25 protein-coding genes are annotated in these 25,197 nt (G+C 65.1%); 12 read left to right on the top strand and 13 right to left on the bottom strand.

The annotated features are described in order from the left end of the window. The first annotated feature begins 156 nt into the window (after positions 1-156). A complete protein-coding gene (locus C2U70_RS17035) occupies positions 157-1,086 on the top strand; it encodes a glycine/sarcosine/betaine reductase selenoprotein B family protein (protein ID WP_140979590.1) in 930 nt (309 codons plus the stop codon). 24 nt (positions 1,087-1,110) lie between these two features. Further along, the gene (locus C2U70_RS17030; protein ID WP_140979589.1) at positions 1,111-2,304 is read left to right on the top strand and encodes a CaiB/BaiF CoA transferase family protein; all 1,194 of its coding nucleotides are present in this window, start codon (positions 1,111-1,113) and stop codon (positions 2,302-2,304) included. A gap of 119 nt (positions 2,305-2,423) precedes the next feature. Here C2U70_RS17030 and C2U70_RS17025 read toward each other — a convergent pair whose 3' ends face one another. Then, positions 2,424-3,182, bottom strand: coding sequence for an SOS response-associated peptidase (locus tag C2U70_RS17025; protein WP_140979588.1), 759 nt, complete (start codon positions 3,180-3,182; stop codon positions 2,424-2,426). A 62-nt stretch (positions 3,183-3,244) separates the two neighbouring features. On the opposite strand from C2U70_RS17025, the gene C2U70_RS17020 reads away from it, so the two are divergent. The 4 genes from C2U70_RS17020 to C2U70_RS17005 all read left to right on the top strand — a co-directional run bounded on the left by C2U70_RS17020 (position 3,245) and on the right by C2U70_RS17005 (position 5,036). Continuing rightward, on the top strand, positions 3,245-3,745 hold the full coding sequence (locus tag C2U70_RS17020) for a hypothetical protein (RefSeq protein ID WP_140979587.1): 501 nt from the start codon (positions 3,245-3,247) through the stop codon (positions 3,743-3,745). Between the two features lie 3 nt (positions 3,746-3,748). Further along, complete coding sequence (locus tag C2U70_RS17015; RefSeq protein WP_140979586.1) at positions 3,749-4,183, top strand: NUDIX hydrolase; 435 nt, start codon at positions 3,749-3,751, stop codon at positions 4,181-4,183. A gap of 54 nt (positions 4,184-4,237) precedes the next feature. Continuing rightward, positions 4,238-4,615 (top strand): TIGR02301 family protein, encoded by a 378-nt coding sequence (locus C2U70_RS17010; protein WP_140979585.1) that lies wholly within the window; start codon positions 4,238-4,240, stop codon positions 4,613-4,615. A gap of 154 nt (positions 4,616-4,769) precedes the next feature. Further along, positions 4,770-5,036: a hypothetical protein gene (locus C2U70_RS17005; RefSeq protein ID WP_140979584.1), complete on the top strand. Its 267-nt coding sequence runs from the start codon at positions 4,770-4,772 to the stop codon at positions 5,034-5,036. Between the two features lie 155 nt (positions 5,037-5,191). Here C2U70_RS17005 and C2U70_RS17000 read toward each other — a convergent pair whose 3' ends face one another. The 5 genes from C2U70_RS17000 to C2U70_RS16980 all read right to left on the bottom strand — a co-directional run bounded on the left by C2U70_RS17000 (position 5,192) and on the right by C2U70_RS16980 (position 9,256). Beyond that, positions 5,192-5,512, bottom strand: coding sequence for a cupredoxin domain-containing protein (locus C2U70_RS17000; RefSeq protein ID WP_140979583.1), 321 nt, complete (start codon positions 5,510-5,512; stop codon positions 5,192-5,194). Between the two features lie 10 nt (positions 5,513-5,522). After that, the gene (locus C2U70_RS16995; protein ID WP_140979582.1) at positions 5,523-6,044 is read right to left on the bottom strand and encodes a DUF4142 domain-containing protein; all 522 of its coding nucleotides are present in this window, start codon (positions 6,042-6,044) and stop codon (positions 5,523-5,525) included. 88 nt (positions 6,045-6,132) lie between these two features. Further along, positions 6,133-6,819 carry an RNA polymerase sigma factor gene (locus C2U70_RS16990; RefSeq protein ID WP_246666773.1) on the bottom strand — a complete coding sequence of 229 codons (687 nt, stop codon included), beginning with the start codon at positions 6,817-6,819 and terminating at the stop codon, positions 6,133-6,135. Between the two features lie 82 nt (positions 6,820-6,901). After that, positions 6,902-7,771 (bottom strand): sulfurtransferase, encoded by an 870-nt coding sequence (locus C2U70_RS16985; protein WP_140979580.1) that lies wholly within the window; start codon positions 7,769-7,771, stop codon positions 6,902-6,904. 150 nt (positions 7,772-7,921) lie between these two features. After that, positions 7,922-9,256 (bottom strand): dihydroorotase, encoded by a 1,335-nt coding sequence (locus C2U70_RS16980; RefSeq protein WP_140979579.1) that lies wholly within the window; start codon positions 9,254-9,256, stop codon positions 7,922-7,924. Between the two features lie 101 nt (positions 9,257-9,357). Here C2U70_RS16980 and C2U70_RS16975 point away from each other — a divergent pair, with 101 nt between their 5' ends. From C2U70_RS16975 to C2U70_RS16950, 6 genes are all read left to right on the top strand, one after another. Next, complete coding sequence (locus tag C2U70_RS16975; protein ID WP_140979578.1) at positions 9,358-10,239, top strand: YgfZ/GcvT domain-containing protein; 882 nt, start codon at positions 9,358-9,360, stop codon at positions 10,237-10,239. Beyond that, entirely contained in the window at positions 10,236-10,862 is a 627-nt protein-coding gene (locus tag C2U70_RS16970) for a DNA-3-methyladenine glycosylase I (RefSeq protein ID WP_140979577.1), read from the top strand. Before C2U70_RS16975 ends, C2U70_RS16970 begins: the two co-directional genes overlap by 4 nt. Continuing rightward, positions 10,859-11,476 carry a YfbR-like 5'-deoxynucleotidase gene (locus C2U70_RS16965; protein ID WP_140979576.1) on the top strand — a complete coding sequence of 206 codons (618 nt, stop codon included), beginning with the start codon at positions 10,859-10,861 and terminating at the stop codon, positions 11,474-11,476. The genes C2U70_RS16970 and C2U70_RS16965 overlap by 4 nt, the downstream gene beginning before the upstream one ends. Positions 11,477-11,624: 148 nt before the next feature. Next, complete coding sequence (locus C2U70_RS16960) at positions 11,625-12,131, top strand: tyrosine phosphatase family protein (protein WP_140979575.1); 507 nt, start codon at positions 11,625-11,627, stop codon at positions 12,129-12,131. A 28-nt stretch (positions 12,132-12,159) separates the two neighbouring features. Next, on the top strand, positions 12,160-13,128 hold the full coding sequence (locus C2U70_RS16955) for an NUDIX hydrolase (RefSeq protein ID WP_140979574.1): 969 nt from the start codon (positions 12,160-12,162) through the stop codon (positions 13,126-13,128). Between the two features lie 46 nt (positions 13,129-13,174). Beyond that, entirely contained in the window at positions 13,175-15,868 is a 2,694-nt protein-coding gene (locus tag C2U70_RS16950) for a DUF2339 domain-containing protein (RefSeq protein ID WP_140979573.1), read from the top strand. Between the two features lie 3 nt (positions 15,869-15,871). On the opposite strand, the gene C2U70_RS16945 is transcribed toward C2U70_RS16950, so the two are convergent. The 7 genes from C2U70_RS16945 to C2U70_RS16915 all read right to left on the bottom strand — a co-directional run bounded on the left by C2U70_RS16945 (position 15,872) and on the right by C2U70_RS16915 (position 25,022). Then, positions 15,872-17,560 (bottom strand): methyl-accepting chemotaxis protein, encoded by a 1,689-nt coding sequence (locus C2U70_RS16945; protein ID WP_140979572.1) that lies wholly within the window; start codon positions 17,558-17,560, stop codon positions 15,872-15,874. Between the two features lie 251 nt (positions 17,561-17,811). Further along, a complete protein-coding gene (locus C2U70_RS16940) occupies positions 17,812-19,518 on the bottom strand; it encodes a methyl-accepting chemotaxis protein (RefSeq protein ID WP_140979571.1) in 1,707 nt (568 codons plus the stop codon). A gap of 157 nt (positions 19,519-19,675) precedes the next feature. Then, positions 19,676-21,412: a methyl-accepting chemotaxis protein gene (locus C2U70_RS16935; protein ID WP_140979570.1), complete on the bottom strand. Its 1,737-nt coding sequence runs from the start codon at positions 21,410-21,412 to the stop codon at positions 19,676-19,678. A 203-nt stretch (positions 21,413-21,615) separates the two neighbouring features. After that, a complete protein-coding gene (locus tag C2U70_RS16930; RefSeq protein WP_140979569.1) occupies positions 21,616-21,870 on the bottom strand; it encodes a DUF6894 family protein in 255 nt (84 codons plus the stop codon). Positions 21,871-22,038: 168 nt separating this feature from the next. Continuing rightward, positions 22,039-22,638 (bottom strand): hypothetical protein, encoded by a 600-nt coding sequence (locus tag C2U70_RS16925; RefSeq protein ID WP_140979568.1) that lies wholly within the window; start codon positions 22,636-22,638, stop codon positions 22,039-22,041. Between the two features lie 112 nt (positions 22,639-22,750). Continuing rightward, positions 22,751-23,737, bottom strand: coding sequence for an acrylyl-CoA reductase (NADPH) (acuI, locus tag C2U70_RS16920; protein ID WP_140979567.1), 987 nt, complete (start codon positions 23,735-23,737; stop codon positions 22,751-22,753). A gap of 40 nt (positions 23,738-23,777) precedes the next feature. Beyond that, positions 23,778-25,022, bottom strand: a complete 1,245-nt coding sequence (locus C2U70_RS16915; RefSeq protein ID WP_140979566.1) for an MFS transporter — start codon at positions 25,020-25,022, stop codon at positions 23,778-23,780. Positions 25,023-25,197: the final 175 nt, after the last annotated feature.

Below are 25,197 nucleotides of genomic sequence, written 5' to 3'. Positions count from 1 at the left end.
CCTCACCCCAACCCTCTCCCCGCAAGCGGGGCGAGGGAGCGCACCGGACTCGCGGCGAGCAGTCTTGCAACTCAGACCTGCGCCGGCCTCCTCCCCGTTGAGCAACGCTAAAACTATCTCTAGTCTGTCGCCAACAAGAACCAGGAGAAGCGCTCCATGTCAGCCCCGCGCGACGACGATTTTGGCTTTGCGCCCGATTACGACGCCGCCATCCCCTATATGCAGCGGACGCGCGATTACTATGCGGCGATCGGCTACACCACGGCATATCGCTGGGCGCATTACACCGAGGCGCCGTTCCAGCCGCTGACCAAGCCGCTGGCGAAATCGCGGGTGACCATCATCACCACGGCGGCGCCTTACGATCCGGCCAAGGGCGACCAGGGGCCGGGCGCGGCTTATAATGGCAGCGCAAAATTCTACCAGGTCTATGACGGCGACACGACCAAGCCGCACGATCTGCGCATCTCGCACATCGGCTACGACCGCAAGCATACCACCGCGACCGACAACGGCACCTGGTTTCCGCTGCCGCAACTCTTGAAAGCCTCCGCCGCGGGGCGCATCGGCGAGGTCGCTCCGCGCTTCTTCGGCGCGCCGACCAACCGCAGCCATCGCGTCACCCTCGACACCGACGCGCCGGAGATCCTGGCGCGCTGCCTCACTGATGCTGTCGACGTCGCCGTGCTCGTGCCGAACTGCCCGGTGTGCCACCAGACCACCGCGCTGGTCGCGCGGCATCTCGAGGCCAACGGCATTCCGACCGTGGTGATGGGCTGCGCCAAGGATATCGTCGAGCACGCGGCCGTGCCGCGCTTCCTGTTCTCCGATTTCCCGCTCGGCAATTCGGCCGGAAAGCCGCATGACGTCGCCTCCCAGGCGCAGACGCTGGAGCTGGCGTTGAAGCTGCTGGAGAGCGCGAGCGGCCCGCAAACCACGATGCAGTCGCCGCTGCGCTGGAGCGAGGATGCCTCCTGGAAGCTCGACTACAACAACGTCGCGCAGCTCTCGGCCGAAGAGCTGGCACGCCGCCGCGCCGAGTTCGACAAGCAGAAGGAGATCGCGCGGGGCAACCGCGCGGCCTGACCGGACCTAACAGGGAGGCGCGGCGTGACCCGACCGTTCGAGGGCGTGAAGATCCTGGACTTCACGCAGGTGCTCGCCGGCCCCTATGCGAGCTACCAGCTCGCGCTGCTAGGTGCCGACGTGATCAAGGTCGAGCGGCGCGAGGGCGAGGACATGCGCCGCACGCCGCTGTCGCGCGAATGGGCCGAGCGCAACCTTGCGCCGGCCTTCCAGGCCGTCAACGGCAACAAGCGCAGCCTGACGCTCGACCTGCAAAAGCCTGACGCAATCGCGATCGTGAAAAAGCTCGTCGCGAAGGTGGACGTCGTGATGGAGAATTTTCGACCCGGCGTCATGGACAAGCTTGGCATCGGCTATGAGGCGTTGTCTGCGATCAATCCAAAGCTGATCTATTGCGCCGTCTCCGGCTTCGGCCAGACCGGACCCGATCGCCTGCGGCCCGGCTATGACGGCAAGATGCAGGCGTTGTCGGGCATCATGGCGATCACCGGCCATCCCGAGACCGGACCGACGCGCGCGGGCTTTGCGGTGTGCGACGTGCTGTCAGGCGCGACCGCTGCGTTCGCAGTGTCCAGCGCGCTCTACCAGCGCGACCGAACGGCTAAGGGCCAGCTCGTGGATGTCTCCATGCTGGAAGCAACGCTGGCGTTCCTGTCCGGCCAGATCGCGGACTGGTCGGTCGCCGGTCATCACCAGCAGCTCTCGGGCAACCAGGCCGTCAGCCGCAAGACCACGGCAAATCTCTTCAAGGCCGGCGACGGCTACATCCTGCTCGCGGTCAACAACGAAAAGCAGTATCGCGCGCTGATGAGCGCGCTCGGGCGCGAGGACACGTTTGCGGATCCGCGCTTTGCCGACTGGTTTTCCCGCAATGAGAACGAGCCGGCGCTGCGCGCCATCATCGAGGAGGCGCTTTCGGCAAGGTCATCGCGCGAATGGGAGACGATTCTGGAAGACGCCGGCGCGCCCTGCGCCGGCATCTGGAAGGTCGAGGAGGTCATCGACCATCCCCAGATCAAGGCGCGCGGCGCCATCCAGGAGATCGACACACCCTATGGCCGCCTGCGCTTCGCCGGCAGCGGCTTCAAGCTCGCCCATGGCGGCGGCAAGCTCGACCGCATGGCGCCGGAGGCGGGCGCGGACACGGATGCGGTGCTGGGTGAGATCGGGCTGGATGCGGCTGCGATTGCGGAGCTGCGGGCGCGGGAGATTGTTTAAGGATTCGCGCTGAACTCGTAGGGTGGGCAAAGCGAAGCGTGCCCACCACTTCTGTCAGGCATGTGGAGCGATGGCGGGCACGGCGCGTTGCGCCTTTGCCCACCCTACGGCAGCGGAAATCAGAACAACGATCCCTGCCCGTCGTCGGCCTGTGACGCCGCCGCCTTCCGCACCACCTTCTTCGGCTTCGGCGCTTCCGCCTCCATGTCCTCCGCGCTAATCGGAAGCAAGAGTTGCTCGTCATCATTCGCGACACGGTTGACGCGCGTAGACACCGGATGCCAGGCGAATTCGCCGATGCGCGGGGCCGTCATCAGGTCGAGCACGGCATCGACCTCGTCGCCGCGGCAGTCGAGCCAGCGCTCGAAATCTTCGGGCCTGATGGTCACCGGCACGCGGTCATGCAGCGCGGCAAGGTCCTCGCTGGCCGCCGCCGTCACGATCGCGACGGTGTCGAGCTCTTCGCCGTTCGGCCCCAGCCAGGTCTCGAACAATGCGGCAAAGCCGAGCGGCGCGCCGTCGGCGCGGTGGATGAAATAGGGCTGCTTGCGCCCGTCGATCGCCTTCCATTCGTAATAGCCGTCGGCCGGGATCAGGCCGCGCCGCCGGCGTATAGCGTGCTTGAAGGCGGGCTTTTCCAGCACGGTTTCCGAGCGCGCGTTGATCAACAGAGTGAAGCCGCGGGGGTCTTTGACCCAGCTCGGCAGCAGGCCCCAGCGCATCAGGTGGAAATGACGCGCACCCTTGTCGATGAACACGACCGGGATCGGTTGTGTCGGTGCCACGTTATACCGTGGCGGGAAATTCGGCTGATCGAGATAGCCGAAGAGTTGCCGCAAAGCCGCAGGGGCCGAGGTTATGACGAAGCGTCCGCACATTCTGGGTGCCTATATAGGGTCCATTCAGGTCCTTTTAACCCCAAACGTTAACACTGCAGCTGATGAACTCCATGGCCGCCGCACCCGCGCAAAAGCAAGTCGTGACGGGCCCCGAGGCGGCGGCCTGGGCCGAACGGCTGCGCGTGGCCAACATCAACCCGCGGACCGGCCTTGCCACCGACTATCTGAACCATTTCAATGAAGCCGTGATGCTGCTGGAAATGGTCCCGGACATGCCGGAATGCGCGGAAGATTTTCTGACCTGGACGCCGCTGTCCTATGCCGAGCATTTCACGGCCTCCAATTTCAAGGCGCGCGACCTCGCGATCGAAGCCTATGAGAAGGCCGACCCCGCCGTGCGCGGCCAGTTCGACCACATCACCGACACCATGACCTCGATCCTGACGGCGGTCGGCTCTGCCATGCGCGAGGTCGAGAAAGACCAGACCAAGGTGCGCCTCGCCGAGCAGGCGTCGCTCTGGATCAGGCCGCTGATCGCCGCCTGCGGCGGCATCATCAATGGCGGCACCGAGGCCGACATCGACACCATCATGGCGAACTGACACGTGTCGTCGCCCGACCAGCCCGCCCGCCCCCAGCTCGCCGTCAGCGCGGCGATTTTCCGCGACGGCAAGGTGCTGCTGGTTCGCCGCGCCCGCTCACCCGCAAAAGGCTTCTATTCGCTGCCGGGCGGCCGGGTCGAATTCGGCGAATCCTTGCACCAGGCGCTGGCGCGCGAGGTCGACGAGGAGACCGGGCTCAATATCGAGATCGTCGGCCTCGCCGGCTGGCGCGAGGTGCTGCCGGCCGCTGGTGGCGCCGGCCACTACCTCATCATGTCCTTTGCCGCCCGCTGGGTTGGCCGGGAGCCCAGCCTGAACGACGAGCTCGACGACTTCCGCTGGCTCGCGCCGTCCGAATTCCAAGCCATCGGCGACCTCAAGATGACCGGCGGGCTGGAAGATGTCGTTTTGCAGGCGGAACGGCTGATCGGGTCCTGATCCCGGTTCCTGCCTGCCTTGCTTCCCCCGGCCGGAGGGGGCATATCACCGCCGATGTTGATGCGATCCCTCGCCATTTTTGCCCTGATTCTGGCCTGCACCGCCGTGCCCGCCCGGGCCCAGGACGCGGCAGCGCCGTTCGACGGCGATCTACAACGGCTCGCCGAGATCCTTGGCGGCCTGCACTATCTCCGCGGCATCTGCGGGGCCAATGAGGGCAACAAATGGCGCAACGAGATGCAGGCGCTGATCGACGCAGAGACGCCCTCCGGCGAGCGCCGCACCCGCATGATCGCGGGCTTCAACCGCGGCTATAACGGCTTTCAGCAGACCTATCGGAGCTGCACGCCCGCGGCCTCGGTCGCGATCCGCCGCTACATCGAGGAAGGCTCGAAAATCTCGCGCGATCTCACCGCGCGCTACGCGAACTGAGCCTCGCCGCACGTGTCTGCGGAACCACTAATCCACATTGTTCACACCCGTTAACCGTTCCTAAAGATGTGGGCTAGGCGGTTCCGGTGCGCGTGCTACACGTTAACAACCAGCGCGTCGCCGTGGATTGCGCCTCCAGCCTTGTCCGGGATTCATGAGTTCTCCGATTTCCTACGCACCCGCCCGCGCGCCGCTGCCCGACCACGAGCAGAAGCAGGCTGCACTCAGCTATCTCAACGAGGCCTGGGCCGAAGCGCGCCATGATGGCGTCGACGGCGACTGCCTCGCGCAGGCGAGCCTGTTCGCCGCGCTTGCCGAGCTCGTCGGCACCTATGGCGAGGATCCCGTGGCAAAGTTCGTCGAGGGCCTCGCCGGACGCGTGCGCAACGGCGAATTCTCCGTCGACCTGGCGCGGCAGTAAACCCTCACGAAAAATGACCCCGCTCGGTTGAACGGGGCCAGTTTCGGATGAATGACCCGCGACACGTCGCGATGTCCGGGCCGTTATCGCACAGACGCGGATTTCCGCAGACAAGCATTAGTCTGGAAAACGCCGGGAGATTTTCCCGGCGCCCGCTACGGTGCGATCCTGAGCACAGCTTTCATGTTCGGATGAAAGCGGCAGTAATACTCCACGATGCCTGCCTTCTTCACGATCGATGTCGCCGATTTCTTCGCCGGGAGATTGACGTCGAAATCGCCGCCTCTCGCGGTGGCCGTGTGAGCGAACACGTCCTTGTTGATCCACTCGACGGTGTCGCCGACCTTCAACGCAACATCGGCCGGCGCGAATTCGAGGTTCTCCATCGTGATCTGAACCGTCTCCGCTCGTGCCGGGACGATCATCGCCACGAATGCGATCGCGCGTGCGATCGCCAACAGCCGTCCCGGCTCCATCGCGCGCTCCCTATTTCAGCTCGGCCGCGACATGCTCGGCGTGCTGCTGGTGGCCCTGAAATATCTTCAGGCCGGTCTGCAACAGGCTCTTCAACTCGGCATTGTTTGCGGAGGGAATGAGCTGGGTTTCCAGCGCGCCGTTGACTGCCTTGTGGTAGGCGACCTCGTTCTGGACATAAGCCTTGTCGTACGCAGCGCCGCTGAGCTTATCGAGCTCGGCGAGCTTGTCGCTGGCCTGCTTCGACAGCGTCTTGCTGGTGTCGTTATCCTCCGGCGTGACGTTCAGCTTCTTGACCAGCGCGAGCGCCTGCTTGTTGACGGCCTCATGGTCGCGAACCATGTCCTCGGCGAACGCCTTGACGTCCTTGCTCTTGGTTTTCTTGATCGCCTGCTTGGCGGCGTTGATGTCGATCACACCTGCGGTGTAGGCGATATGCGCGATCTGCGGATCGGTCGGCTTGGGACTCTGAGCGAGCGTTGGGCCGGACAAAAGGGCGACCGCGGCGATCGCCGCGCTCCATCGAACGAACATGTTTGACACTCCTGTAGTGCCGGCATTTTTCCGGCGCGTTGCTTGCACAGGAGTTGGATGAGAAATTTGCGCGAACGTTCCCGAAAAATTATGCGCCGATTCCTAGGCGCTTCAGCACGGCTTCGGTCAGACGCTCGCAGCGTACGCCTGCGAACGGGAACGCATTCATCACCACGGGGCCGATCTTCTTCTCGACGTTCTCGCGCAGCATGGTGCGCGCGCGATGCAGCCGCGTCTTCACCGTCTCCGGCTTGACGCCGAGCAGCGTCGCCGTCTCCTCCATGCTCATGCCCTCCATCACCCGCGCGATGAAGACCATGCGGAAGACATCAGGCAATTCATCGACGGCATGCTCGACGACGCGCTGGATCTCACGTTGGGCCATGGATTTTTCCGGATCGACAGACGAGAGGGGGAACGGGATGATCTGCGCTTCGAGCGTTGCCTCCGGCACCGATCCGAGCTCGACGTGAGGCTTTTGGCTGCGCACGCGGCCGAGCGCCTCGTTGATGGCGATGCGCGACAACCAGGTCGACAGCCCTGACTCGCCGCGAAAGCTGTCGAGATGGGTGAAGGCGCGGACATAAGTTTCCTGCACCACGTCCTCGGCCTCGCTGTCGCTGCGCAAGATGCCGCGGGCGAGACGATAGAGCCTGCGGTTATTGGCCTGCATGATGGCGCGCAGCGCGGCCTCGTCGCGGGCCTGCGCGCGGCGGACCAGCTCGGCCTCGGGCGTGCCGGTATCGATATCCGGAAATGTTGCGGTGCGATGCATGGCGGTCACGGGCTCGTCTCCAGTTCTAGCGGACATTGGATGCGAGCCGATGAAAAAGGTTCCCGGATTTCTGCGCCCTCTCCTAGTCCGTTTCAATCGGCAGGTTCGCGTCCCTGGCCCATTCACCCATCGAGGCGTCGTAGAGCGTGAGATTGTCGTAGCCGAGCGCGGTCAGCAAGAAGAGGTCGATGGTCGCCGAGATGCCGCCGCCGCAATAGCAGATCACGTTCTTGTCGCGCGTCACGCCTTGGCTAGCGAATCTTGCTTCGGCGTCCGCGAGTGTGGTGAGCGTCTTGTCAGGATTGACCAACGTCGCCGCCGACACGTTCACGCTGCCGGGAACCCGCCCGGGCCGGCCATAGCGGCTCGGCTCAAGGCCGCGATGAAACTGCGGTCCGAGCGCATTAACGGTCACGGTTGAGGCATCGCCGATCCGGGACAGCACCGTCGACTTATCCACGAAGAAGCCGGCACGCGGCGAAGCCTTGAACGTCGCTGGCGGATAGCCTTTCGGCGCGCCCTGCTCAATCGGCCGAGCCTCCGCCTTCCATTTGTCGAACCCGCCGTCGAGGACCTTTGCCTCGACGCCGAGCGAACGCAGCATCCACCAGAACCGCGTCGACCACATCATGGTGCCGATGCTGTAGAGCACGATGGTCTTGGTCGCATCCATGCCGTGGCGGCCGAAGGCGGCCTCCAGTTGCGGGACACCGGGCATCATGAAGAACTGCTGCGCGGAGGCGTCGGAGAACTCGCCCTGCAGGTCGAGAAAACCGGCGCCAGGAATGTGGCCTTCCGCGAACGTCTTGTCGCCGGGCACGGCGCGATAGGGCACGTCGCTGCCGGGCGGCACCGGCTCGTTGTAGGTCGTGCAGTCGTAGAGGCGTAAGGCGGGATCGCCGAGGATGGCAGCGAGTTGCGCGGTGGTGATGAGGGCGGTGGGCTGGGTCATTCACTGCTCTCCCTGTCGAGGAACCGTAGCTTGTTCCCCCGCGTCATTGCGAGCGCAGCGAAGCAATCCAGACTGTCGCCGCGGAAAGATTCTGGATTGCTTCGCTGCGCTCGCAATGACGAGTATGTGGACCCGCCAACGCGCGCGCCCTTACGCCTTTAGCGTCTCCAGAAACCGCACCGGCTCGCCCTGCGAGGCCGTTGTCAGCTCGCCCTGCCACATCACGCGCTTGCCGCGGACGAAGGTGCCGACCGGCCAGCCGGTGACGCGTAGGCCGTCATAGGGGGTCCAGCCCGCTTTCGAGGCGGTCCATTTGTTGGTGATGGTCTCGCTGCGCTTGAGGTCAACGACCGTGAAGTCGGCGTCGTAGCCGGCGGCGATGCGGCCCTTGCAGGCGATGTTGAACAGGCGCGCGGGGCCTGCGCTGGTGAGGTCGACGAAGCGCGCCAGCGAGAGCCGGCCGGCATTGACGTGGTCGAGCATCAACGGCACCAGCGTCTGCACGCCGGTCATGCCCGAGGGCGAAGCGGGATACGCCTTCTGCTTCTCCTCCAGCGTATGCGGCGCGTGGTCGGAGCCGAGCACGTCGATGATCCCCTGCTCGATGCCGCGCCAGATGCCGGCGCGGTGATCGGCACCGCGCACTGGCGGATTCATCTGTGCCAGCGTGCCGAGCCGCTCGTAGCATTCGGGCGCGGCCATGGTGAGGTGATGCGGCGTGGCTTCGCAGGAGGCGACGTCCTTGTGGTCGCGCAGATATTCGATCTCTTCCTTGGTCGAGATGTGCAGCACGTGGATGCGTTTTCCCGTCTCGCGCGCGAGGTTGACCAGGCGCTCGGTCGCCATCAACGCCGCGGTCTCGTCGCGCCATACCGGATGCGAGCGCGGATCACCCTCGATGCGCAGCGGCTTGCGGTCGTTGAGGCGGTACTCGTCTTCGGCATGGAAGGCGGCGCGGCGACGGATCACCTGAAAAATGCGGCGCAGGCTTTCGTCGTCCTCGACCAGCAGCGCGCCTGTCGAGGATCCGATGAACACTTTGACGCCGGCGCAGCCCGGCGCGCGTTCCAGCTCCGGCAGATGGTTCACGTTCTCGCGGGTGCCGCCGATGAAGAAGGCGAAATCGCAATGCATGCGATGATGGCCCGCCTCGATCTTCGCGGTAAATGCCTCTTCGGTGACGGTCAGCGGATTGGTGTTCGGCATCTCGAATACGGCGGTGACGCCGCCCATGACGGCGCTGCGCGAGCCCGTTTCGAGGTCTTCCTTGTGCGTCAGGCCCGGTTCGCGGAAATGCACCTGCGTGTCGATCACGCCGGGCAGGATGTGCAGGCCCTTGCAATCGACGGTTTCGCCGGCGGACGCCTGCGACAGGCTGCCGATCTCGGCGATGCGGCCGCCCGTGATGCCGATGTCCCTGATACCCTCGCCGTCCTGATTGACCACGGTGCCGGATTTCAGGATCACGTCAAAGCGCTGGGTCATGGCTGTCCGTCTCTGTCATCCCCAAGCGCAGGGCTCGAGGTCTTGTCGTTCATCTTTTGGGGGCTTACGTTCGTTGCCAAGATGTCGCAAGAGATTTTCGCATGAAAGCAGCGTTTCTCAGTGATCGGGGCGTGGTCAAGGTCACGGGCGAGGATGCGCGCAGTTTCCTCAACGGCCTCGTCACCACGGATACCGACAAGCTGAAACCCGGACTCGGCCGATTCGGCGCCCTGCTGACGCCGCAGGGCAAAATTGTGGTCGATTTCCTGATCACCGAAGCCCCCGCCGGCCATGGCGGCGGCTTCCTGATCGACTTGCCCCGCGCGCTGGCGCAGGGTCTCGCCGACAAGCTGAAATTCTACAAGCTGCGCGCAAAGGTCACGGTGGAAAACCTCACCGACGATCTCGGCGTGCTCGCGGCCTGGGACGGTGTGCCCGCGGCCTTGCCGGACCTGACCTTCACCGACCCCCGCGACGAGAGGCTCGGTGTCCGTATCCTGATCCCGGCGGATCTGAAGGAAAAGCTCGCTGGCCTGATCGGCGCGGAACTCGTCGATGCCGCCGACTACGAGGCGCACCGCATCGCCAGCGGCGTGCCGCGCGGTGGGCTCGACTTCATGTATGGCGATGCGTTCCCGCACGAGACCAACATGGATCGGCTGGCCGGTGTCGATTTCGACAAGGGCTGCTATGTCGGCCAGGAGGTGGTGTCGCGCATGCAGCACCGCGGCACCGCGCGCACGCGCAGTGTGAAGGTGCTGCTCGACGGGCCCTCGCCCGAAGTCGGCGTGCCCGTGCTTGCCGGCGACAAGCCGGTCGGCACAATGGGTTCGACCGCGCGCGGCGCCGGCATTGCGCTGGTGCGGACCGATCGCGTCGCCGATGCGCTCGATGCGGGGCTGCCGCTCACCGCCGGCGGACTCACGATCCGGCTCGCCGATCCCGATGTCGTCCGCACACCGGCCAAGCAACCCGTCGCATGAGCCGCGCCCCTCGCCTGCACGCCGATGGCCTGACCCGCTGCCCCTGGCCGGGCGAAGATCCGCTCTACGTCGCTTATCACGACACTGAATGGGGCGTGCCTGAGTATGACGACCGCGCGCTGTACGAAAAGCTGATCCTCGACGGCTTTCAGGCCGGCCTCTCCTGGATCACGATCTTGCGCAAGCGCGACAATTTTCGCAAAGCCTTTGACGATTTCCAGCCGGAGAAGATCGCGCGTTACAATGCGAAGAAGGTCCACGCGCTGATGAACGATGCCGGCATCGTGCGTAACCGCGCCAAGATCGACGGCGCGATTTTGAGCGCAAAGTCCTATCTCGACATCATGGAGAAGGGCCCGGGCTTCTCAAGACTGCTGTGGGACTTCATGGGTGGCAAGCCCAAGGTCAACAACTTCAAGACCACCGCGAGCGTGCCGGCCTCGACGCCGCTGTCGGTGCAGATCTCCAAGGAACTGTCATCGCGCGGATTCAAATTCGTCGGCCCGACCATCGTCTACGCCTTCATGCAGGCAACCGGCATGGTCAACGATCATCTCGTCGACTGCCACTGCCACGCGACCTGCGGCAAGGCCCCGCGCAAGCCACGTCTCAAAATCAAATGACGGCGAAGAAGTCGTCCGCCTCCGACGTGAAGTCGCGCGCCTGGCAGCGCATGCTGTCGGGCCGGCGGCTCGACCTGCTCGATCCCTCGCCGCTCGATGTCGAGATCGCCGACATCGCCCATGGCCTGGCGCGCGTCGCGCGCTGGAACGGGCAAACCACCGGCGCGCACATCTTCTCGGTGGCGCAGCACACGCTGCTGGTGGAAACCGTGATGCGGCACGAGTCGCCGCGGGTCGATCAGCGCGTGCGCCTCGCGGCGCTGCTGCACGACGCCCCTGAATACGTCATCGGCGACATGATCTCGCCGTTCAAGGCGGTGCTCGAAGGCCATTACAAGGCGGTCGAGAAGCGCCTGCTCAGCGCCATCCACATCCGCTTCGGATTGCCGCCCGTGCTCGCCGACGAGATCACGCGGGCGATCAAGGCCGCCGATCGCGGCGCTGCCTATCTGGAGGCGACCCGGCTGGCCGGTTTCAGCCAGAGCGAGGCCAGGCGCCTGTTTGGCCGCGATCCCGGCCTGCCCGAACCGACCGAGCGCGACTACCTGACGCCCTGGACGGCGGCAAAGGCCGAGAAGCGCTTCTTGGAGCGGTTTGGCGCGGTGTTTTCGTAGGCTACAGGTGCCGTAGGGTGGGCAAAGCCATCGGGACGCGGAACGCGGCCCGGGCGTGCCCACCATTCAAGGTTAGACAGAAGTGGTGGACACGCTTCGCTTTGCCCACCCTACGCTGCTGGCTATACTGGCGGAAAACAGGACCACCATGATCCACGTCTGTTCGCTTGCCGCATTGCCCGAAACCGTCCGCCTCACCGGCGCCAGCCATGTGCTGACCGTGATGGCCAATGTCGAGCAGGTGGCCCGTCCCGTCTCCGTGCTGCCGGCCAATCATCTCAAGGTGTCGATGGACGACATCACCGAGGAGATGGATGGTTTCGTCGCGCCGTCCGAAGGCCATATCGAGCAGGTGCTCAACTTCGTGCGCGGCTGGGACCGCGGCGCACCGCTGGTCGTGCATTGCTACGCCGGCATCAGCCGTTCGACCGCGAGCGCATTCGCCGCCGCCTGCATGCTCAATCCGCATCGCGACGAGATCGAGATCGCCAGAAAAATCCGCGCGGCCTCGCCGATCGCCTCCCCCAACCGCCGCATCGTCGGCCTTGCCGACCGCGCGCTCGGCCGCGACGGCCGCATGCTGCGCGCGCTCGACGAGATGGGCCCCGGCGCCATGATGGTCGAGGGCCGCCCCTTCGTGATCGAGCTCGAATGACCGACACCCCTCTTTCGATCGCCGCCGGATGAGCGAGACGCCGCTGACGCCGATCGAGATCGGCCTGACCGCTGCGATCGTCGCGATCGAGGACAATGAGCCGCTGATCCTGACCGCGCGCGGTGGCGATCAACTCGCAGGCCTTCCCTTCGGTCCGTTCGATCCGCTGGCCCATCGCACCTTCGAGATCGGGTTGCGCGCCTGGGTCGAGGCGCAGGCGGGACTGAAACTCGGCTATGTCGAGCAGCTCTATACGTTTGGCGACCGCGGCCGGCACGCGGAGGCCGGCGATACCGACGCGCATATGGTGTCGATCGGCTATGTCGCGCTGACCCGCGCCGCCGACAACGCAGCGCGTGCGCCGGGCGCGACGTTCGAGCCCTGGTATCGTTTCTTCCCCTGGGAAGACTGGCGCGAACAGCCACCCGCAATCATTGCCCGCGACATCATCCCGGCGCTGACACAATGGGCCGCCGACGACACGCCCGAGACCACCCGCGCGCTGCCGCGCAAGGATCGCGTGCGGCTCTATTTCGGCCACGACGGCGCGCCCTGGGACGAGGAGCGCGTGCTCGACCGCTATGAGCTGCTCTACGAGGCCGGGCTGATCGAGGAGGCGCGGCGGGACGGCCGCCCTGCGGCATTAGCACGCAAGGCACTTCCTCCCCTCGGTATCTCCATGCGGTTCGACCATCGCCGAATCCTTGCCACCGCCATCGCGCGATTGCGCGCAAAACTGAAGTACCGCCCTGTCATCTTTGAACTTTTACCCGCCGAATTCACACTCACGGAATTGCAGCACACGGTGGAGGCCATCTCCGGCCGTCACCTGCACAAGCAGAATTTCCGCCGTCTGGTGGAGACCGAGGCCCTGGTCGAACCGACCGGGGTGATGTCGACACAGACCGGGGGGCGGCCGGCAGCGCTCTATCGCTTCCGCCGCGAAGTGCTGCAGGAGCGGCCCGCGCCCGGTTTGCGCGTGCGCTCCCGGCGCTAGGATAGAATCGTGCGATTCGCCTCCCGGCTGATCGCCTGGAGGCTTCATGTTCGAATTCGACGTCTTCGCGGTGATGCTCGCAGTCGCCGCCTTCCTGCTCGCATTGAAAGCAGTCAACCAATCCGGCGATTTGCGCCGGCGGCTGGATGCGCTGGAAGAGTTGGCTGCGCGCGCACCGCAAGCCGTGCCGGCGCAACCTGCGATGCCGACCTTCCAGGAAACTCCCGCGACCTCGACGAGCACGGTCGCGCCACCACCGCTTCCGCCCGAGCCCGAAATGGCACCGCCACTTGCTGCGGAGCAGGTTGCAGCTTCGCAGACCGATGCCGCCGACGTCTCCGCGCAGCCGCCGTTGGTACCGGGCGCCGGACCAGGACTCGAAGAACGTCTCGGCACACGCTGGGTGGTCTGGATCGGCGGCCTTGCGCTCGCGCTCGGTGGCTTCTTCATGGTGCGCTATTCGATCGAGGCCGGCCTGCTCGGCCCCGGCGTGCGCGTATTCCTCGGCGGCCTGTTCGCAGTCGCACTGTTAGTTGCCGGCGAATGGACGCGCCGCAAGGAAAGCATCTCATCGATCGAAGCCACGCCGATCGCCAACATCCCCGCGATCCTCACCGCAGCCGGCACGGCCGTCGCGTTCGCCACCATCTATGCGGCCTATGCGCTCTACGACTTCCTCGTGCCCGCAACCGCCTTCGTGTTGCTCGGCATCGTCGCGATGTGCACGCTGGCCGCAGCCCTCCTGCACGGCCCGGCACTCGCCGGCCTCGGCGTGGTCGGCGCCTTCGTGACGCCGATCCTGGTGTCCTCAGGCAAGCCGGATTTTTGGGCGCTCTACGTCTATCTCGCCATCGTCACCGCGGCGAGCTTCGGCCTCGCGCGGATCCGGCTGTGGCGCTGGCTTGCGGTTACCACCATCGTGTTCGCGCTGCTCTGGACTTTCCCTGGGCTCGATCTCGGCGCACAGCTCGTCGCGCCGCATGCCTTCCACGTGATCGCGGGCTTCGTCCTCGCGAGCCTGCTGGTCGTGTGCGGCTTCATGTTCGGCCCTGATATCGAGGACGGCACGATCGAGCCGATCTCGTCAGGTTCGCTCGGAGCCTATCTGTTCGGCGCCATGCTGATCGTGCTGTCGAGCGGCCATGCCGATCTCGGACTGATCACTTTCACCATCCTCGTTGCGGCCACGCTGGTCGTTGCCTGGCGCGCACCGGCCGCAACTGGCGCGCTCGGTGCAGCCGCCGCCTTCGTCTTCATCGTGTTCGCCGAATGGGCCGTGCGCGCCAATCCGGACATGCTGGTGCTGCCGGGCGGCCCTCTGCCCGGCATCGGCCCCGTCGCCACCGACAGTTCGGTGACGATGCATCTGGTGATGGCCGGGCTGTTCGCCGCAGGCTTTGGCCTCGCCGGATTCCTGGCGCAGGGACGCTCGAACTCCGCCATCATCCCCGTGGTGTGGGCGGCGACTGCGACCGCGACGCCAATCGCGCTGCTGGTCGCGCTCTATGCCCGTATCGCGCATCTCGACCGCTCGATCCCGTTCGCGATTCTCGCGGTCATCGTGGCCGCGGCCTTCGCTTTCGCGACCGAGACGCTGACCCGGCGCGAGAACCGCCCGGGACTGCCGATCTCGATCGCGCTGTTCGCCACCGGCACGCTCGGCGCGCTCGCGCTGGCGCTCACCTTCGCGCTTGAGAAGGGCTGGCTGACGATCGCGCTGGCGCTGATGTCACTCGGCACCGCCTGGATTTCGATGCAGCGGCCGATCCCGTTCCTGCGCTGGCTCGCGGCGATCTTCGCGGCCATCGTGACGGCGCGAGCGGCCTACGATCCGCGCATCGTCGGCGACGCCGTCGGCACCACGCCGATCCTGAACTGGCTGCTGTGGGGTTATGGCCTGCCGGCGCTGTCATTCTGGGGCGCGAGCATCTTCCTGCGCCGCCGCGCCGACGACCCGCCGCTGCGCATGGCGGAGGCGGCCGCCATCCTGTTCACCGCGCTGCTCGCCTTCATGGAGATCCGTCACTTCGCCACCGGCGGCAACATGACAGCGGCGCCGTCGCTGCTCGAATTCGCGCTGCAGGTTTGCGTCACGCTCGCCATGGCGATCGGGCTGGAACGGCTGCGGCTGCGCAGCGGCAGCATCGTCCACAATGTCGGCGCGGTCGTCCTGACCGCGATCGCGGGCCTGATTGCGGTCGGCGGGCTGCTGATCCTCGAAAACCCAATGCTCTGGCGCACCGATGTCGGCGGGCCGATCTTCAACTACCTCCTGCTCGGCTACGCGCTGCCCTCGGTGCTGATGCTGCTGTTGTCCTACGCGGTGGCGGGCCATCGCCCGACGGCCTATGCCAACACGCTTGCCGCCGGCGCGCTGGTGTTCGCGCTCGCCTGGCTTTCGCTGGAGATCCGCCGCTTCTATCACGGCCCGATCCTCTCGACCGGCGCAACGACCGGTGCCGAGCAATACACCTATTCGATCGGCTGGCTCGGCTTTGGCGTGGTGCTGCTCGGTGTCGGCCTGTTCGTCAATTCGGAGCGCGCGCGGCTGGCGTCAGCCGTCGTCATCGCGCTGACGATCCTGAAGGCCTTCGTCATCGACATGTCGGCCCTGACGGGTGTCTATCGCGCGCTGTCCTTCATGGGGCTCGGTATCGTGCTGGTCGCGATCGGGTGGCTCTACCAGCGGATCCTGTTCCGCCGGCAGACGCCACCGCCTGTTGCACAGACTGGCTCGTAGACGCTAAGCCGCGCGCACCGATTCGAGGAAGCTCGCGACCTCGATCTTCAGGCGCGTGCTGTCCGACGCCAGCGATTTTGCCGCGGACAGCACCTGCGTCGAGGCCGAGCCGGTATCGACCGCACCGCGCTGCACGTCGGTGATGTTGGAGGAGACCTCCTGCGTGCCGAGCGAAGCCTGCTGCACGTTGCGCGAAATCTCCTGCGTCGCAGCACCCTGCTCCTCGACGGCGGCGGCAATAGCCGACGACACTTCGGACAGCTTTTCGATGGTGCCGCCGATCTCCTGGATGGCGTTGACGGATTCCTGCGTCGCCGCCTGGATGCCTGCAACCTGCTGCCCGATCTCGCCGGTCGCCTTCGCGGTCTGTTCGGCCAGCGCCTTGACCTCGGAGGCGACCACGGCAAAGCCGCGGCCGGCTTCACCGGCGCGCGCTGCCTCGATGGTCGCGTTCAGCGCCAGGAGATTGGTCTGGCCCGCGATGGTGTTGATCAGCTCGACGACGTCGCCGATGCGGGACGCCGCCTGCGACAGCTCGTTGACGCGCTCATTGGTGCGTGCGGCCTGCTCGACGGCCTCCGCCGCCATCCGTGCCGAATCCTGCACGCGGCGGCTGATCTCGGTGATGGACGACGACAGCTCTTCGGAAGCAGACGCGACCGACTGCACGTTGGTGGACGCTTCTTCCGACGCCGCGGCAACCACCGTGGCAAGCTGCTGGCCGCGCTGTGCGGTGTTGGTGAGCGTGGTGGCCGATGCTTCCAGCTCGGTCGACGCCGACGACACGGTGCCGACGACCTCGCCGATCATCGTCTCGAATTTGCGGGTGATCTCGTCGACGCGGCGACCGCGTTCGATCTTGGCCTCGGCATCGCGCGCCGCCGCCTGGTCGGCCGCCCGCTTGGCGATCAAGGCCTCCTTGAAGATCTGCAGCGCATCGGCCATCGAGCCGATCTCGGTCCGCTCGCCGCGATGCGGTACTTCGGCGGCGAGATCGCCCTCGCCGAGCGCCTGCATCGGCTCGATGATGGAGGCGATACCGCGCGACACGTCGCGCACGAGGAAATAGGCTGCGGCGATGGCAAGTAGCACGGCGGTGAGGATGATACCGACCAGCACGCGGAAGATGAGCCGATAGCTGTCGGCGGCGGCCTTGGTCTCCGCCTCGGCGCCCTGATTGTTGATCTCGATGCCCTTCAGCAGCAGCGGATCGGCAGCCTGGGCCATCTTGGCGACCTTGGTCTGCAGCATGTTGTTTGCTTCAGCGGAGAAGCTCCCTACGTTCTTGCGGGACAGGGCCAGCAACTCATGCACGGCATTCATGTAGTCGTCCCACCGGTGACTCCATTGCTCGTAGAGCGAACGCTCCTCCGGCGAAGTGATCAGAGGCTCGTAGTGCTTGCGGGTGCTTGCGATCCGTTCGAGGAGCGGCCCCATCCGCTTCTCGGCGCTCGCCTTTCCTTCGGCCGACTCCTGCATCAGATGCAGACGGATCACGACCCGCAGTTCGTTGATATCGGCGCGCATGGATCCGAGCGCACGGACGCTCGGCAGCCAGCTTTCGGCGATCTCAACCGTGTGCGCGTTGATGTTTTGCATCGTGGCGATCGCCATGACGCCGACACCGGCTAGCGACAGCACCAAAACACTCAACACACTCAATATCTTAATGCGGATCGACAATTTCGACATGACGATAATCCCAACAGCCCAAGCAGCCGCGTTGCCGAATGTCCGGCGAACGCCCGAACGGAGGCCGGATTTTCAGATCGACAATGCTGGCTGGTTTTTATGGACCGCTATTCTCACACGGAAATCGCAAGCGACCGTTAACGCAGTTACTCCGGTAACCGGAAACGTGTTCGCAAACGCGAGATTTCGACCGCAAGTCGCGGCAAGAGGCCCGACGAACGGTTTGTCCGCCCATCGGGCCTTTACGCCCTTTAGGCTGCGCGCACCGTGCTGAGGAATTTGCCGACCTCGAGCTTGAGGCGGTTGCTGTCGCCGGAAAGCGACTGTGCGGCCGACAGCACCTGCGAGGATGCGGAGCCGGTTTCGCTGGCGCCGCGCTGCACGTCGGTGATGTTGGCGGAGACCTGCTCGGTGCCCTGCGCCGCCTGCTGCACGTTGCGGGAAATTTCCTGAGTCGCCGCCCCCTGCTCCTCGACCGCGGCCGCGATCGTCGAGGAGATTTCGGAAAGCCGTTCGATCGTGCCGCTGATCGCCTTGATCGCACCGACGGAGTCTTCGGTCGCGGCCTGAATGCCGGAGATCTGCTGACCGATCTCACCGGTTGCCTTCGCGGTTTGCTCGGCCAGAGCCTTGACCTCGGAGGCGACGACGGCAAAGCCGCGCCCGGCCTCACCGGCGCGCGCCGCCTCGATCGTCGCGTTGAGCGCCAGCAGATTGGTCTGGCCGGCGATGGTGTTGATCAGTTCGACCACATCTCCGATCCGCGTCGCGGCCTTGGAGAGCTCGCTGACCCGTTCAGTCGTGGTGCGCGCCTGACTGACGGCCTCGCCTGCGACCCTTGCCGATTCCTGAACTTGCCGGCTGATCTCGGTGATCGAGGACGACAATTCCTCCGTCGCCGATGCAACCGACTGCACGTTGGTGGAGGCCTCTTCCGACGCAGCCGCGACCACGGTCGCAAGCTGCTGCGCATGCTCGGCGGTCGATGTCAGCGTCGTAGCTGAGGCTTCGAGCTCGGTGGATGCCGAACTGACGGTCTCGATCACATCCCCGACCGCGCTTTCGAACTGGTCGGCAAGGCGCAGCATGTCCTGCCGCCGCTGCGCCGCACTGCGCTGCTCCGCCTCCTTCTGCTCGGCTTCCATGCGGATCTTGGCGAGGCCGTTCTCGCGAAACACTTCGGCAGTTCTCGCGACGTCGCCGACCTCATCCCTGCGGTCACCGCCGCGAATCTCGACATTGTAGTTTCCTGAAGCAAGGTCCTGGAGCAATCCGACGATCGCACGTATCGGCTTGGCGATGCCGTACTGGCCGAGCACGAAGCCGACCACGCCACCGATCACGACACCGAACGCGGCGAGCAGAACCAACACACGCGACGTCGACTCGTACTGGTCGCGCGTCTCCTTCGATTTTTCTTCGACCCGCATGTTCAGCCGGTCTGCGATAGCGCGGATCTTGGCCTGGAGATTCTCGGCAGCAGCCCTGCTCTTCATTGCCGTATCGCGCAGCCGGTCGGCGCTATCACTGAGCTTTGAGGATTTCTCGCCGTCGATCGCGCCCAGCGTCGCGTCCAACTGGGTCCTGTAGGCCGCGAAGGCCTCGCGGACCGCGGGGAGCATCGCCTTTGCCTGTTCGTCCACGGTCTGGCTGACCTTCTCGAAACGCTCCTGATATTGCTTGAGCTGCTCTTCGATGACCTGGCGCGCCGCAAGGCGATTGTCGTCGCGCGGGTCGAGCGCGCTGCGGAATTCGGCTCGGTTGAGCGCAATCACGTTCTGGTTGGCGCGAGCCGCCAGTAGCGCGCGCTGCGCCGCCGTTGACATGATCTCAGCCTTGCTGCTCAGGTCGGAAAGTGCGGAGACACCGATATAGGCGATGCTGGAGGCGATCACGCAAAGCAGCGCAACGATGCCAAGTATTTTGGGCAGGATGCGGAACCGGCCGAGGAAATGCATTGAAGCCTCCGAAGAGTAAGGCACGGAATTAGGTCCGCGTTAAGCATTGCCCGAAAGCCTCTCCAGGCTCTTAAGGAATCAAGCCGTACAAGTACGGCCTGTCCCGCCAGATCGCTACTCCGGGACCGTTCCTCTCGAAATGCGGAATCGCGCCGGCTTATGCCGCGCGCACCGTGTCGAGGAACTTGCCGACCTCGAGCTTGAGACGGTTGCTGTCGGAGGCGAGCGACTGCGCCGCCGAAAGCACCTGCGAGGATGCCGAGCCGGTCTCGCCCGCACCGCGCTGCACGTCGGTGATGTTGGCCGAGACCTGATGGGTGCCCTGGGCTGCCTGCTGCACGTTGCGGGAGATTTCCTGCGTGGCGGCACCCTGCTCCTCCACCGCCGCCGCGATCGTCGACGAGATCTCGGACAGTTTTTCGATGGTGTCGCTGATGTCTCTGATGGCCCCGACCGATTCCTGCGTCGCCGCCTGGATGCCCGTGATCTGCTGGCCGATCTCGCCGGTCGCCTTCGCGGTCTGCTCGGCCAGCGCCTTCACCTCGGAGGCGACCACGGCAAAACCGCGCCCGGCCTCACCGGCACGTGCCGCCTCGATCGTGGCGTTGAGCGCCAGCAGATTGGTCTGGCCCGCGATGGTGTTGATCAACTCGACCACGTCGCCGATCCGCGTTGCCGCCCTGGACAGCTCGCTGACCCGCTCGGTGGTGGTGCGGGCCTGGCCGACGGCCTCACTGGCGACCCGCGCCGATTCCTGTACCTGTCGGCTGATCTCGGTGATCGAGGAGGACAGCTCCTCGGTCGCCGACGCCACCGACTGCACGTTGGTCGAGGCTTCCTCGGACGCGGCCGCCACCATGGTGGTGACCTCCTGGGCGCGCTCCGCGGTCGAGGTCAGCGTCGAGGCGGAGGCTTCCAGCTCGGTCGAGGCCGAGGAGACGGTGTCGACGATCTCGCCGACGGCGGCCTCAAAACTGTCGGCGAGCTTGCGCATCTCCGTCTTGCGCTGATCGGCCGCGATCTTGTCCTGCCTGATCTTGGCTTCGGCCTCCTCGCGCGCCTTCTGCTCGGACACCACCTTGAATTTCTCCACCGCATCGGCGACGCCGCCGACCTCGTCCTTGCGGCCGAGCCCGGGCAGCACCACCGAGAAATTGCCGCCGGCGAGCTCGTTCATCGCAACCGTCAGCGCACTGATGGGGCGCGCGATGGTCAGGAAGGACATGAGCCAGGAGCCGATCAGGACGAACATGGCGGATGACCCGACGATGATGCCGAGCCGCTCGCTCGCGGCCATCTCCTGAACCGCACCGGCGATATCCTCCTCGCCCTTGTGCTTGGCAAACTCGGCGATCTGGTTGGTCACCCCGTCCATCTCGCTTGCGATCGGGAGCGTGACTTCACGGGTTACGCGCGCGCCCTCTTCGACGAGCTTGGCGAGGCGTGCAGCCGCGTCCGGACCCGTCGCGGCGATGGCCTCGCTGCGGATCGATGCGAGCTGTTGGGCCCCCTTTAGATAATCTGCCGTGAGGCTCTTGAGCTTCTCCATCCGCGCGCGATTCTCGGGCGCGTGCGACAGCTTCAGCATCACCTCAATGACGCCATTCAGGGTTTTGGACCGTTCAAGGAGGCTGTCGTTGGCCTTTTGAAATTCGGCAACATTGTTGGCGAGACGAATGTCGCGGGCGCTGAGCTGCATGCTGCGCAGCGCGAGCTTGGCTTCGACGGCATCGCGCGCCAGCGTCTGCTGTTCGAGCGCGGCGCCGTTGGAGTGGCGCACCTTGCCATTGCCGACGATCTGGCCCGCGATCATGGCTGCGACGAGGAGGATGCCGAGCGCCGAGGCAACCGCCAGCTTGGTACCGATCCGCAAATTCTGAATAAGGCTCAACATGGCACGTTTCCCCAGAAACGAAGCAGCCAAGTCATTGTCGGCCGCTTTGGACGTTGATCGCCCTTGCCCAAAATTTGGGCCCGTAGAATTCCGATTTGGTTAACAGCAGTCCCCGGACAACTACCGGAATCGACGCATAAGCACTTGAAAGTGCACACGGGTTACGAGCTTAACAGGTTAACTACACGCGAGCACGCGGGAGCCTAAATTTCAGCCAGTCCACGACTCTCGACGGTTTCGCCGACGAGACTGATCCGGAACAGCAGTTCCTTGTTCTCGTCGAGCAGATCCATGTGCCATTCGGCATTCGGCTTCAGGCTGCGCGCGATACTGCTGATCAGATTGGCGCAGACCTCGGTCATCTCACGCCATGCGGCGGTGCGATCCTCGAATTCATACGGCTGGTCGGACGCGCCGGAGTAACGTCCGGTGCTGATCCGAAAGAAATAAAGCGACATTTTTGAACCCTGTTATTGGGCCGCGTTTCCCGGCCTTTTGCAAAAAGACTGGGACGCGAGTCGCTACCAAGCGATGAAAGCCGCCGCCCGTATGACTACGGCGCGGCGGCGCAAAAGATTTCAGTCTGGTTTCTCGGCGCGTTGCAATGCGACGCGCTTGCGCGAGGCTCAATCGGTGGAGCGGCGCAGTTCGAGCGGCGCGTCGTTCTTCGGCGCTTCCGACTTCACCGGCTCGATACGGCCGGTTTCGACGCGCGGCGTTTCCACGCGCGTTGCAACTTCAGTGCGCGATGCATCGATCGAGCCCGTCTGCGCGGGTGCGTGCAGCGAGCGCGGCCGTGCGACCGCGCGCGCCATCAGCATTTGATTGCCACCTTGGTGGTGGAAGTCGCAATAGGCGAAGCCCATGCCGGAGACCGAGCCGCGGAAAGTGCGCTCGTCGCGCTTGTCGAGGTTGAAGCAGGGCTCGAACGGAATGCCTTTGATGGAGGCGCAGACGTTCTGGCCGCGGATCTGGAGCGTATTGCCGGGGAGCCGGAGGTGACGGACGGGACCGGAGCCAGAGAACTGAACGGAGCCGGCAGCGCCGAGATCGTCGAGGATGCGGCCCGCACCCTTGGTGCCGTCGAAACAGGTGAACGCGAACACCTTGCCGGCGACGAAGCGGCGCGCCTCGTCGGCGTTCATGCTTCCAGCCAAGGCAGGTACGATGGCCGGCACAAACGTCGCTGCCGCCATGGCGGCCCCCAACACAATACGCGCAAGCATGCTCAACTCCGAACCCAACCCGCAGCGGGCGATGCCTTATCTCTTTACCCGCTGCTTACCATACTAACCGTGGCAACATTGGAGCAGCTTGGTTGGTAAAGTCTGAACGCCGTTAGAGAATTTTTACCACGATCCGGCCGCGGACCTCGCCGGCGAGAATTTTCGCACCATAGCCGGCAACCTGGTCGAGCGAAATTTCCTTAGTGATTTCAGATAGTTTCGAGCGATCAAGGTCGGTCGCCAGGCGCTGCCAGGCAGCCTTTCGCGGCTCGATCGGGCACATCACGGAATCGATGCCGAGAAGGCACACTCCGCGCAAAATGAAGGGGGCGACCGACGACGGCAGGTCCATGCCGGCGGCCAGGCCGCAGGCCGCGATGGCGCCGCCGTACTTGGTCATCGACAGGAGATTCGCAAGCGTGGTCGAGCCGACGCTGTCCACGCCCCCTGCCCAGCGCTCCTTGGCGAGCGGCTTGGGAGTGCCCGAGAGCTCGTTGCGGTCGATCACCTCGGCCGCACCGATGTCCTTCAGGTAGCCCGCTTCCACCGCGCGGCCGGTCGAGGCAATGACGTGATAGCCGAGCTTTGACAGCACGGCCGTGGCGACGGAACCGACGCCGCCGGCCGCGCCTGTTACGACGACGGGGCCGCTCTTCGGCGACAGGCCGTGCTTCTCCAGCGCCAGCACCGAGAGCATCGCGGTGAAGCCGGCGGTGCCGATCGCCATGGCGTCACGGCCCGACAGGCCCTGCGGCAGGGCCACCAGCCAGTCGCCCTTCACTCTCGCCTTCTCGGCATAGGCGCCGAGATGCGTCTCGCCCATGCCCCAGCCGGTGCAGACGACCTTGTCGCCGGCCTTCCACTGCGGATGGGAGGATTGTTCGACCGTGCCGGCGAAGTCGATGCCCGCGATCATCGGGAAGCGGCGCACCACCGGTGCCTTGCCGGTGAGCGCAAGGCCGTCCTTGTAGTTCAGCGTCGACCACTCCACGCGCACGGTGACGTCGCCGTCCATCAGCTCGGCTTCGTCGAACTGGCCCAGTTGCGCTGATGTGCCCTTGTCGGCCTTCTCGATCCGGATCGCTTTGAACGTTGCCACGCCTGAACTCCCTGACTTGTTTCAGGCGATGTTTAGCCGATCAGGCGGGCTGCGCAACCGCTCGTGCGACAGGCTTCTCCACGATCGGCAGGTTGATCAGCGCCGACAGCACGCCGAACAGGATCGAGAGCCACCAGATCGGCGTGTAGGAACCAAAGCGCTCGAACACGATGCCGCCGAGCCAGACGCCGAGGAAGCCGCCGACCTGATGGCTGACGAAGGCAAAGCCGTAGAGCGTGGCGAGCCAGCGCGTGCCGAACATCAGCGCGACCAGCGCCGAGGTCGGGGGCACCGTCGACAGCCAGGTGAGGCCGGAGATCGCGCCGAACGCCACGGCCGAGAACGGCGTGATCGGGAACGAGATGAAGGCGAGCGTCGCGAGTGCGCGCGTAAGGTAGATCGTGGAGAGGATGTAGCGCTTGGGCAGATAGTTCTGCAGCCAGCCGACGCTCAGCGAACCCACGATGTTGAACAGCCCGATCGCCGCGATCACCCAGCCGCCGGTCTGCGTGGAGATGCCGCGATCGACCAGGAACGCCGGCAGATGCACGGTGATGAAGGCGAGCTGGAAACCGCAGGTGAAGAAACCGAGCACCAGCAGTACGTAGGAGCGATGGCCGAAGGCCTCGGCGAGCGCCGTCGTGAAGGACTGATTGTCGTTTGACGCAGTATTGGCGGACGCCGAGGCCCGGGGCACGGAGAGCGCAAACGACAGCGGAATGATCAGCAGCATCAGGCCGGAGAACACGGTCAGCGCCTGCTGCCAGCCAAAATTGTCGATCAGCGCGACGCCGACGGGCGCAAACAAAAATTGGCCGAACGAACCGGCCGCCGTGCCGGCACCGAGCGCGAGCCCGCGCTTCTCCGGCGGCAATAGCTTGCTGAAGGCCGACAGCACGAGGTTGAAGGAGCAGCCTGCAAGGCCGAAGCCGATCATCACGCCCGCACCGATGTTGAGCGAGAGCGGCGTCGACGAATAGCGCATCAGGAGCAACCCGCCAGCATAGAGCACGGCGCCGACGCACATCACGCGGAACAGGCCGAAGCGATCGGCAACGGCGCCGGCAAACGGCTGGCCGAGGCCCCACAGCAGGTTCTGCACGGCAATGGCGAGGCCGAACACGTCGCGGCCCCAGGCGAATTCATGGCTCATCGGTTGCACGAAGAAACCGAGCGTCGAGCGCGGACCAAAGCCCAGCATGCCGATGGCGCAGCCGCAGAGGATGATAATGGCGGGTGTGCGCCAGGCTGACGACGAGACCGGACCGGCTTGGGCTGTCGACATGCAAATCCCCTTTTTGCGTGTTGGCGGGTCCGGAATAGGCAGCCGCACCCGGGGGGAGTTAATGCATCTGCATGATAATCCAAGCCCGAAATATTCTGCGCATTGCAGCCCTGCAAATTGGTACGTTCTTCCCCGATCACATTTGGCGTGAGGCCCTAGCCGAGACGGAGGCGTG

The organism is Bradyrhizobium guangdongense, assembly GCF_006483445.1.
GTDB classification, from domain to species: domain Bacteria; phylum Pseudomonadota; class Alphaproteobacteria; order Rhizobiales; family Xanthobacteraceae; genus Bradyrhizobium; species Bradyrhizobium guangdongense_A.
The sequence above is the reverse complement of the archived record's forward strand: the minus strand, read 5'-3'. Positions and strand labels throughout refer to the sequence as shown.

Coding starts and splice junctions, on each gene's coding strand:
- C2U70_RS17035 (WP_140979590.1), top strand. CDS start 157: ATGTCAGCCCCGCGCGACGACGATTTTGGCTTTGCGCCCGATTACGAC.
- C2U70_RS17025 (WP_140979588.1), bottom strand. CDS start 3,182: ATGTGCGGACGCTTCGTCATAACCTCGGCCCCTGCGGCTTTGCGGCAA.
- C2U70_RS17020 (WP_140979587.1), top strand. CDS start 3,245: ATGAACTCCATGGCCGCCGCACCCGCGCAAAAGCAAGTCGTGACGGGC.
- C2U70_RS17010 (WP_140979585.1), top strand. CDS start 4,238: ATGTTGATGCGATCCCTCGCCATTTTTGCCCTGATTCTGGCCTGCACC.
- C2U70_RS17005 (WP_140979584.1), top strand. CDS start 4,770: ATGAGTTCTCCGATTTCCTACGCACCCGCCCGCGCGCCGCTGCCCGAC.
- C2U70_RS17000 (WP_140979583.1), bottom strand. CDS start 5,512: ATGGAGCCGGGACGGCTGTTGGCGATCGCACGCGCGATCGCATTCGTG.
- C2U70_RS16995 (WP_140979582.1), bottom strand. CDS start 6,044: ATGTTCGTTCGATGGAGCGCGGCGATCGCCGCGGTCGCCCTTTTGTCC.
- C2U70_RS16990 (WP_246666773.1), bottom strand. CDS start 6,819: ATGCATCGCACCGCAACATTTCCGGATATCGATACCGGCACGCCCGAG.
- C2U70_RS16985 (WP_140979580.1), bottom strand. CDS start 7,771: ATGACCCAGCCCACCGCCCTCATCACCACCGCGCAACTCGCTGCCATC.
- C2U70_RS16980 (WP_140979579.1), bottom strand. CDS start 9,256: ATGACCCAGCGCTTTGACGTGATCCTGAAATCCGGCACCGTGGTCAAT.
- C2U70_RS16975 (WP_140979578.1), top strand. CDS start 9,358: ATGAAAGCAGCGTTTCTCAGTGATCGGGGCGTGGTCAAGGTCACGGGC.
- C2U70_RS16970 (WP_140979577.1), top strand. CDS start 10,236: ATGAGCCGCGCCCCTCGCCTGCACGCCGATGGCCTGACCCGCTGCCCC.
- C2U70_RS16965 (WP_140979576.1), top strand. CDS start 10,859: ATGACGGCGAAGAAGTCGTCCGCCTCCGACGTGAAGTCGCGCGCCTGG.
- C2U70_RS16960 (WP_140979575.1), top strand. CDS start 11,625: ATGATCCACGTCTGTTCGCTTGCCGCATTGCCCGAAACCGTCCGCCTC.
- C2U70_RS16955 (WP_140979574.1), top strand. CDS start 12,160: ATGAGCGAGACGCCGCTGACGCCGATCGAGATCGGCCTGACCGCTGCG.
- C2U70_RS16950 (WP_140979573.1), top strand. CDS start 13,175: ATGTTCGAATTCGACGTCTTCGCGGTGATGCTCGCAGTCGCCGCCTTC.
- C2U70_RS16945 (WP_140979572.1), bottom strand. CDS start 17,560: ATGTCGAAATTGTCGATCCGCATTAAGATATTGAGTGTGTTGAGTGTT.
- C2U70_RS16940 (WP_140979571.1), bottom strand. CDS start 19,518: ATGCATTTCCTCGGCCGGTTCCGCATCCTGCCCAAAATACTTGGCATC.
- C2U70_RS16935 (WP_140979570.1), bottom strand. CDS start 21,412: ATGTTGAGCCTTATTCAGAATTTGCGGATCGGTACCAAGCTGGCGGTT.
- C2U70_RS16930 (WP_140979569.1), bottom strand. CDS start 21,870: ATGTCGCTTTATTTCTTTCGGATCAGCACCGGACGTTACTCCGGCGCG.
- C2U70_RS16925 (WP_140979568.1), bottom strand. CDS start 22,638: ATGCTTGCGCGTATTGTGTTGGGGGCCGCCATGGCGGCAGCGACGTTT.
- C2U70_RS16915 (WP_140979566.1), bottom strand. CDS start 25,022: ATGTCGACAGCCCAAGCCGGTCCGGTCTCGTCGTCAGCCTGGCGCACA.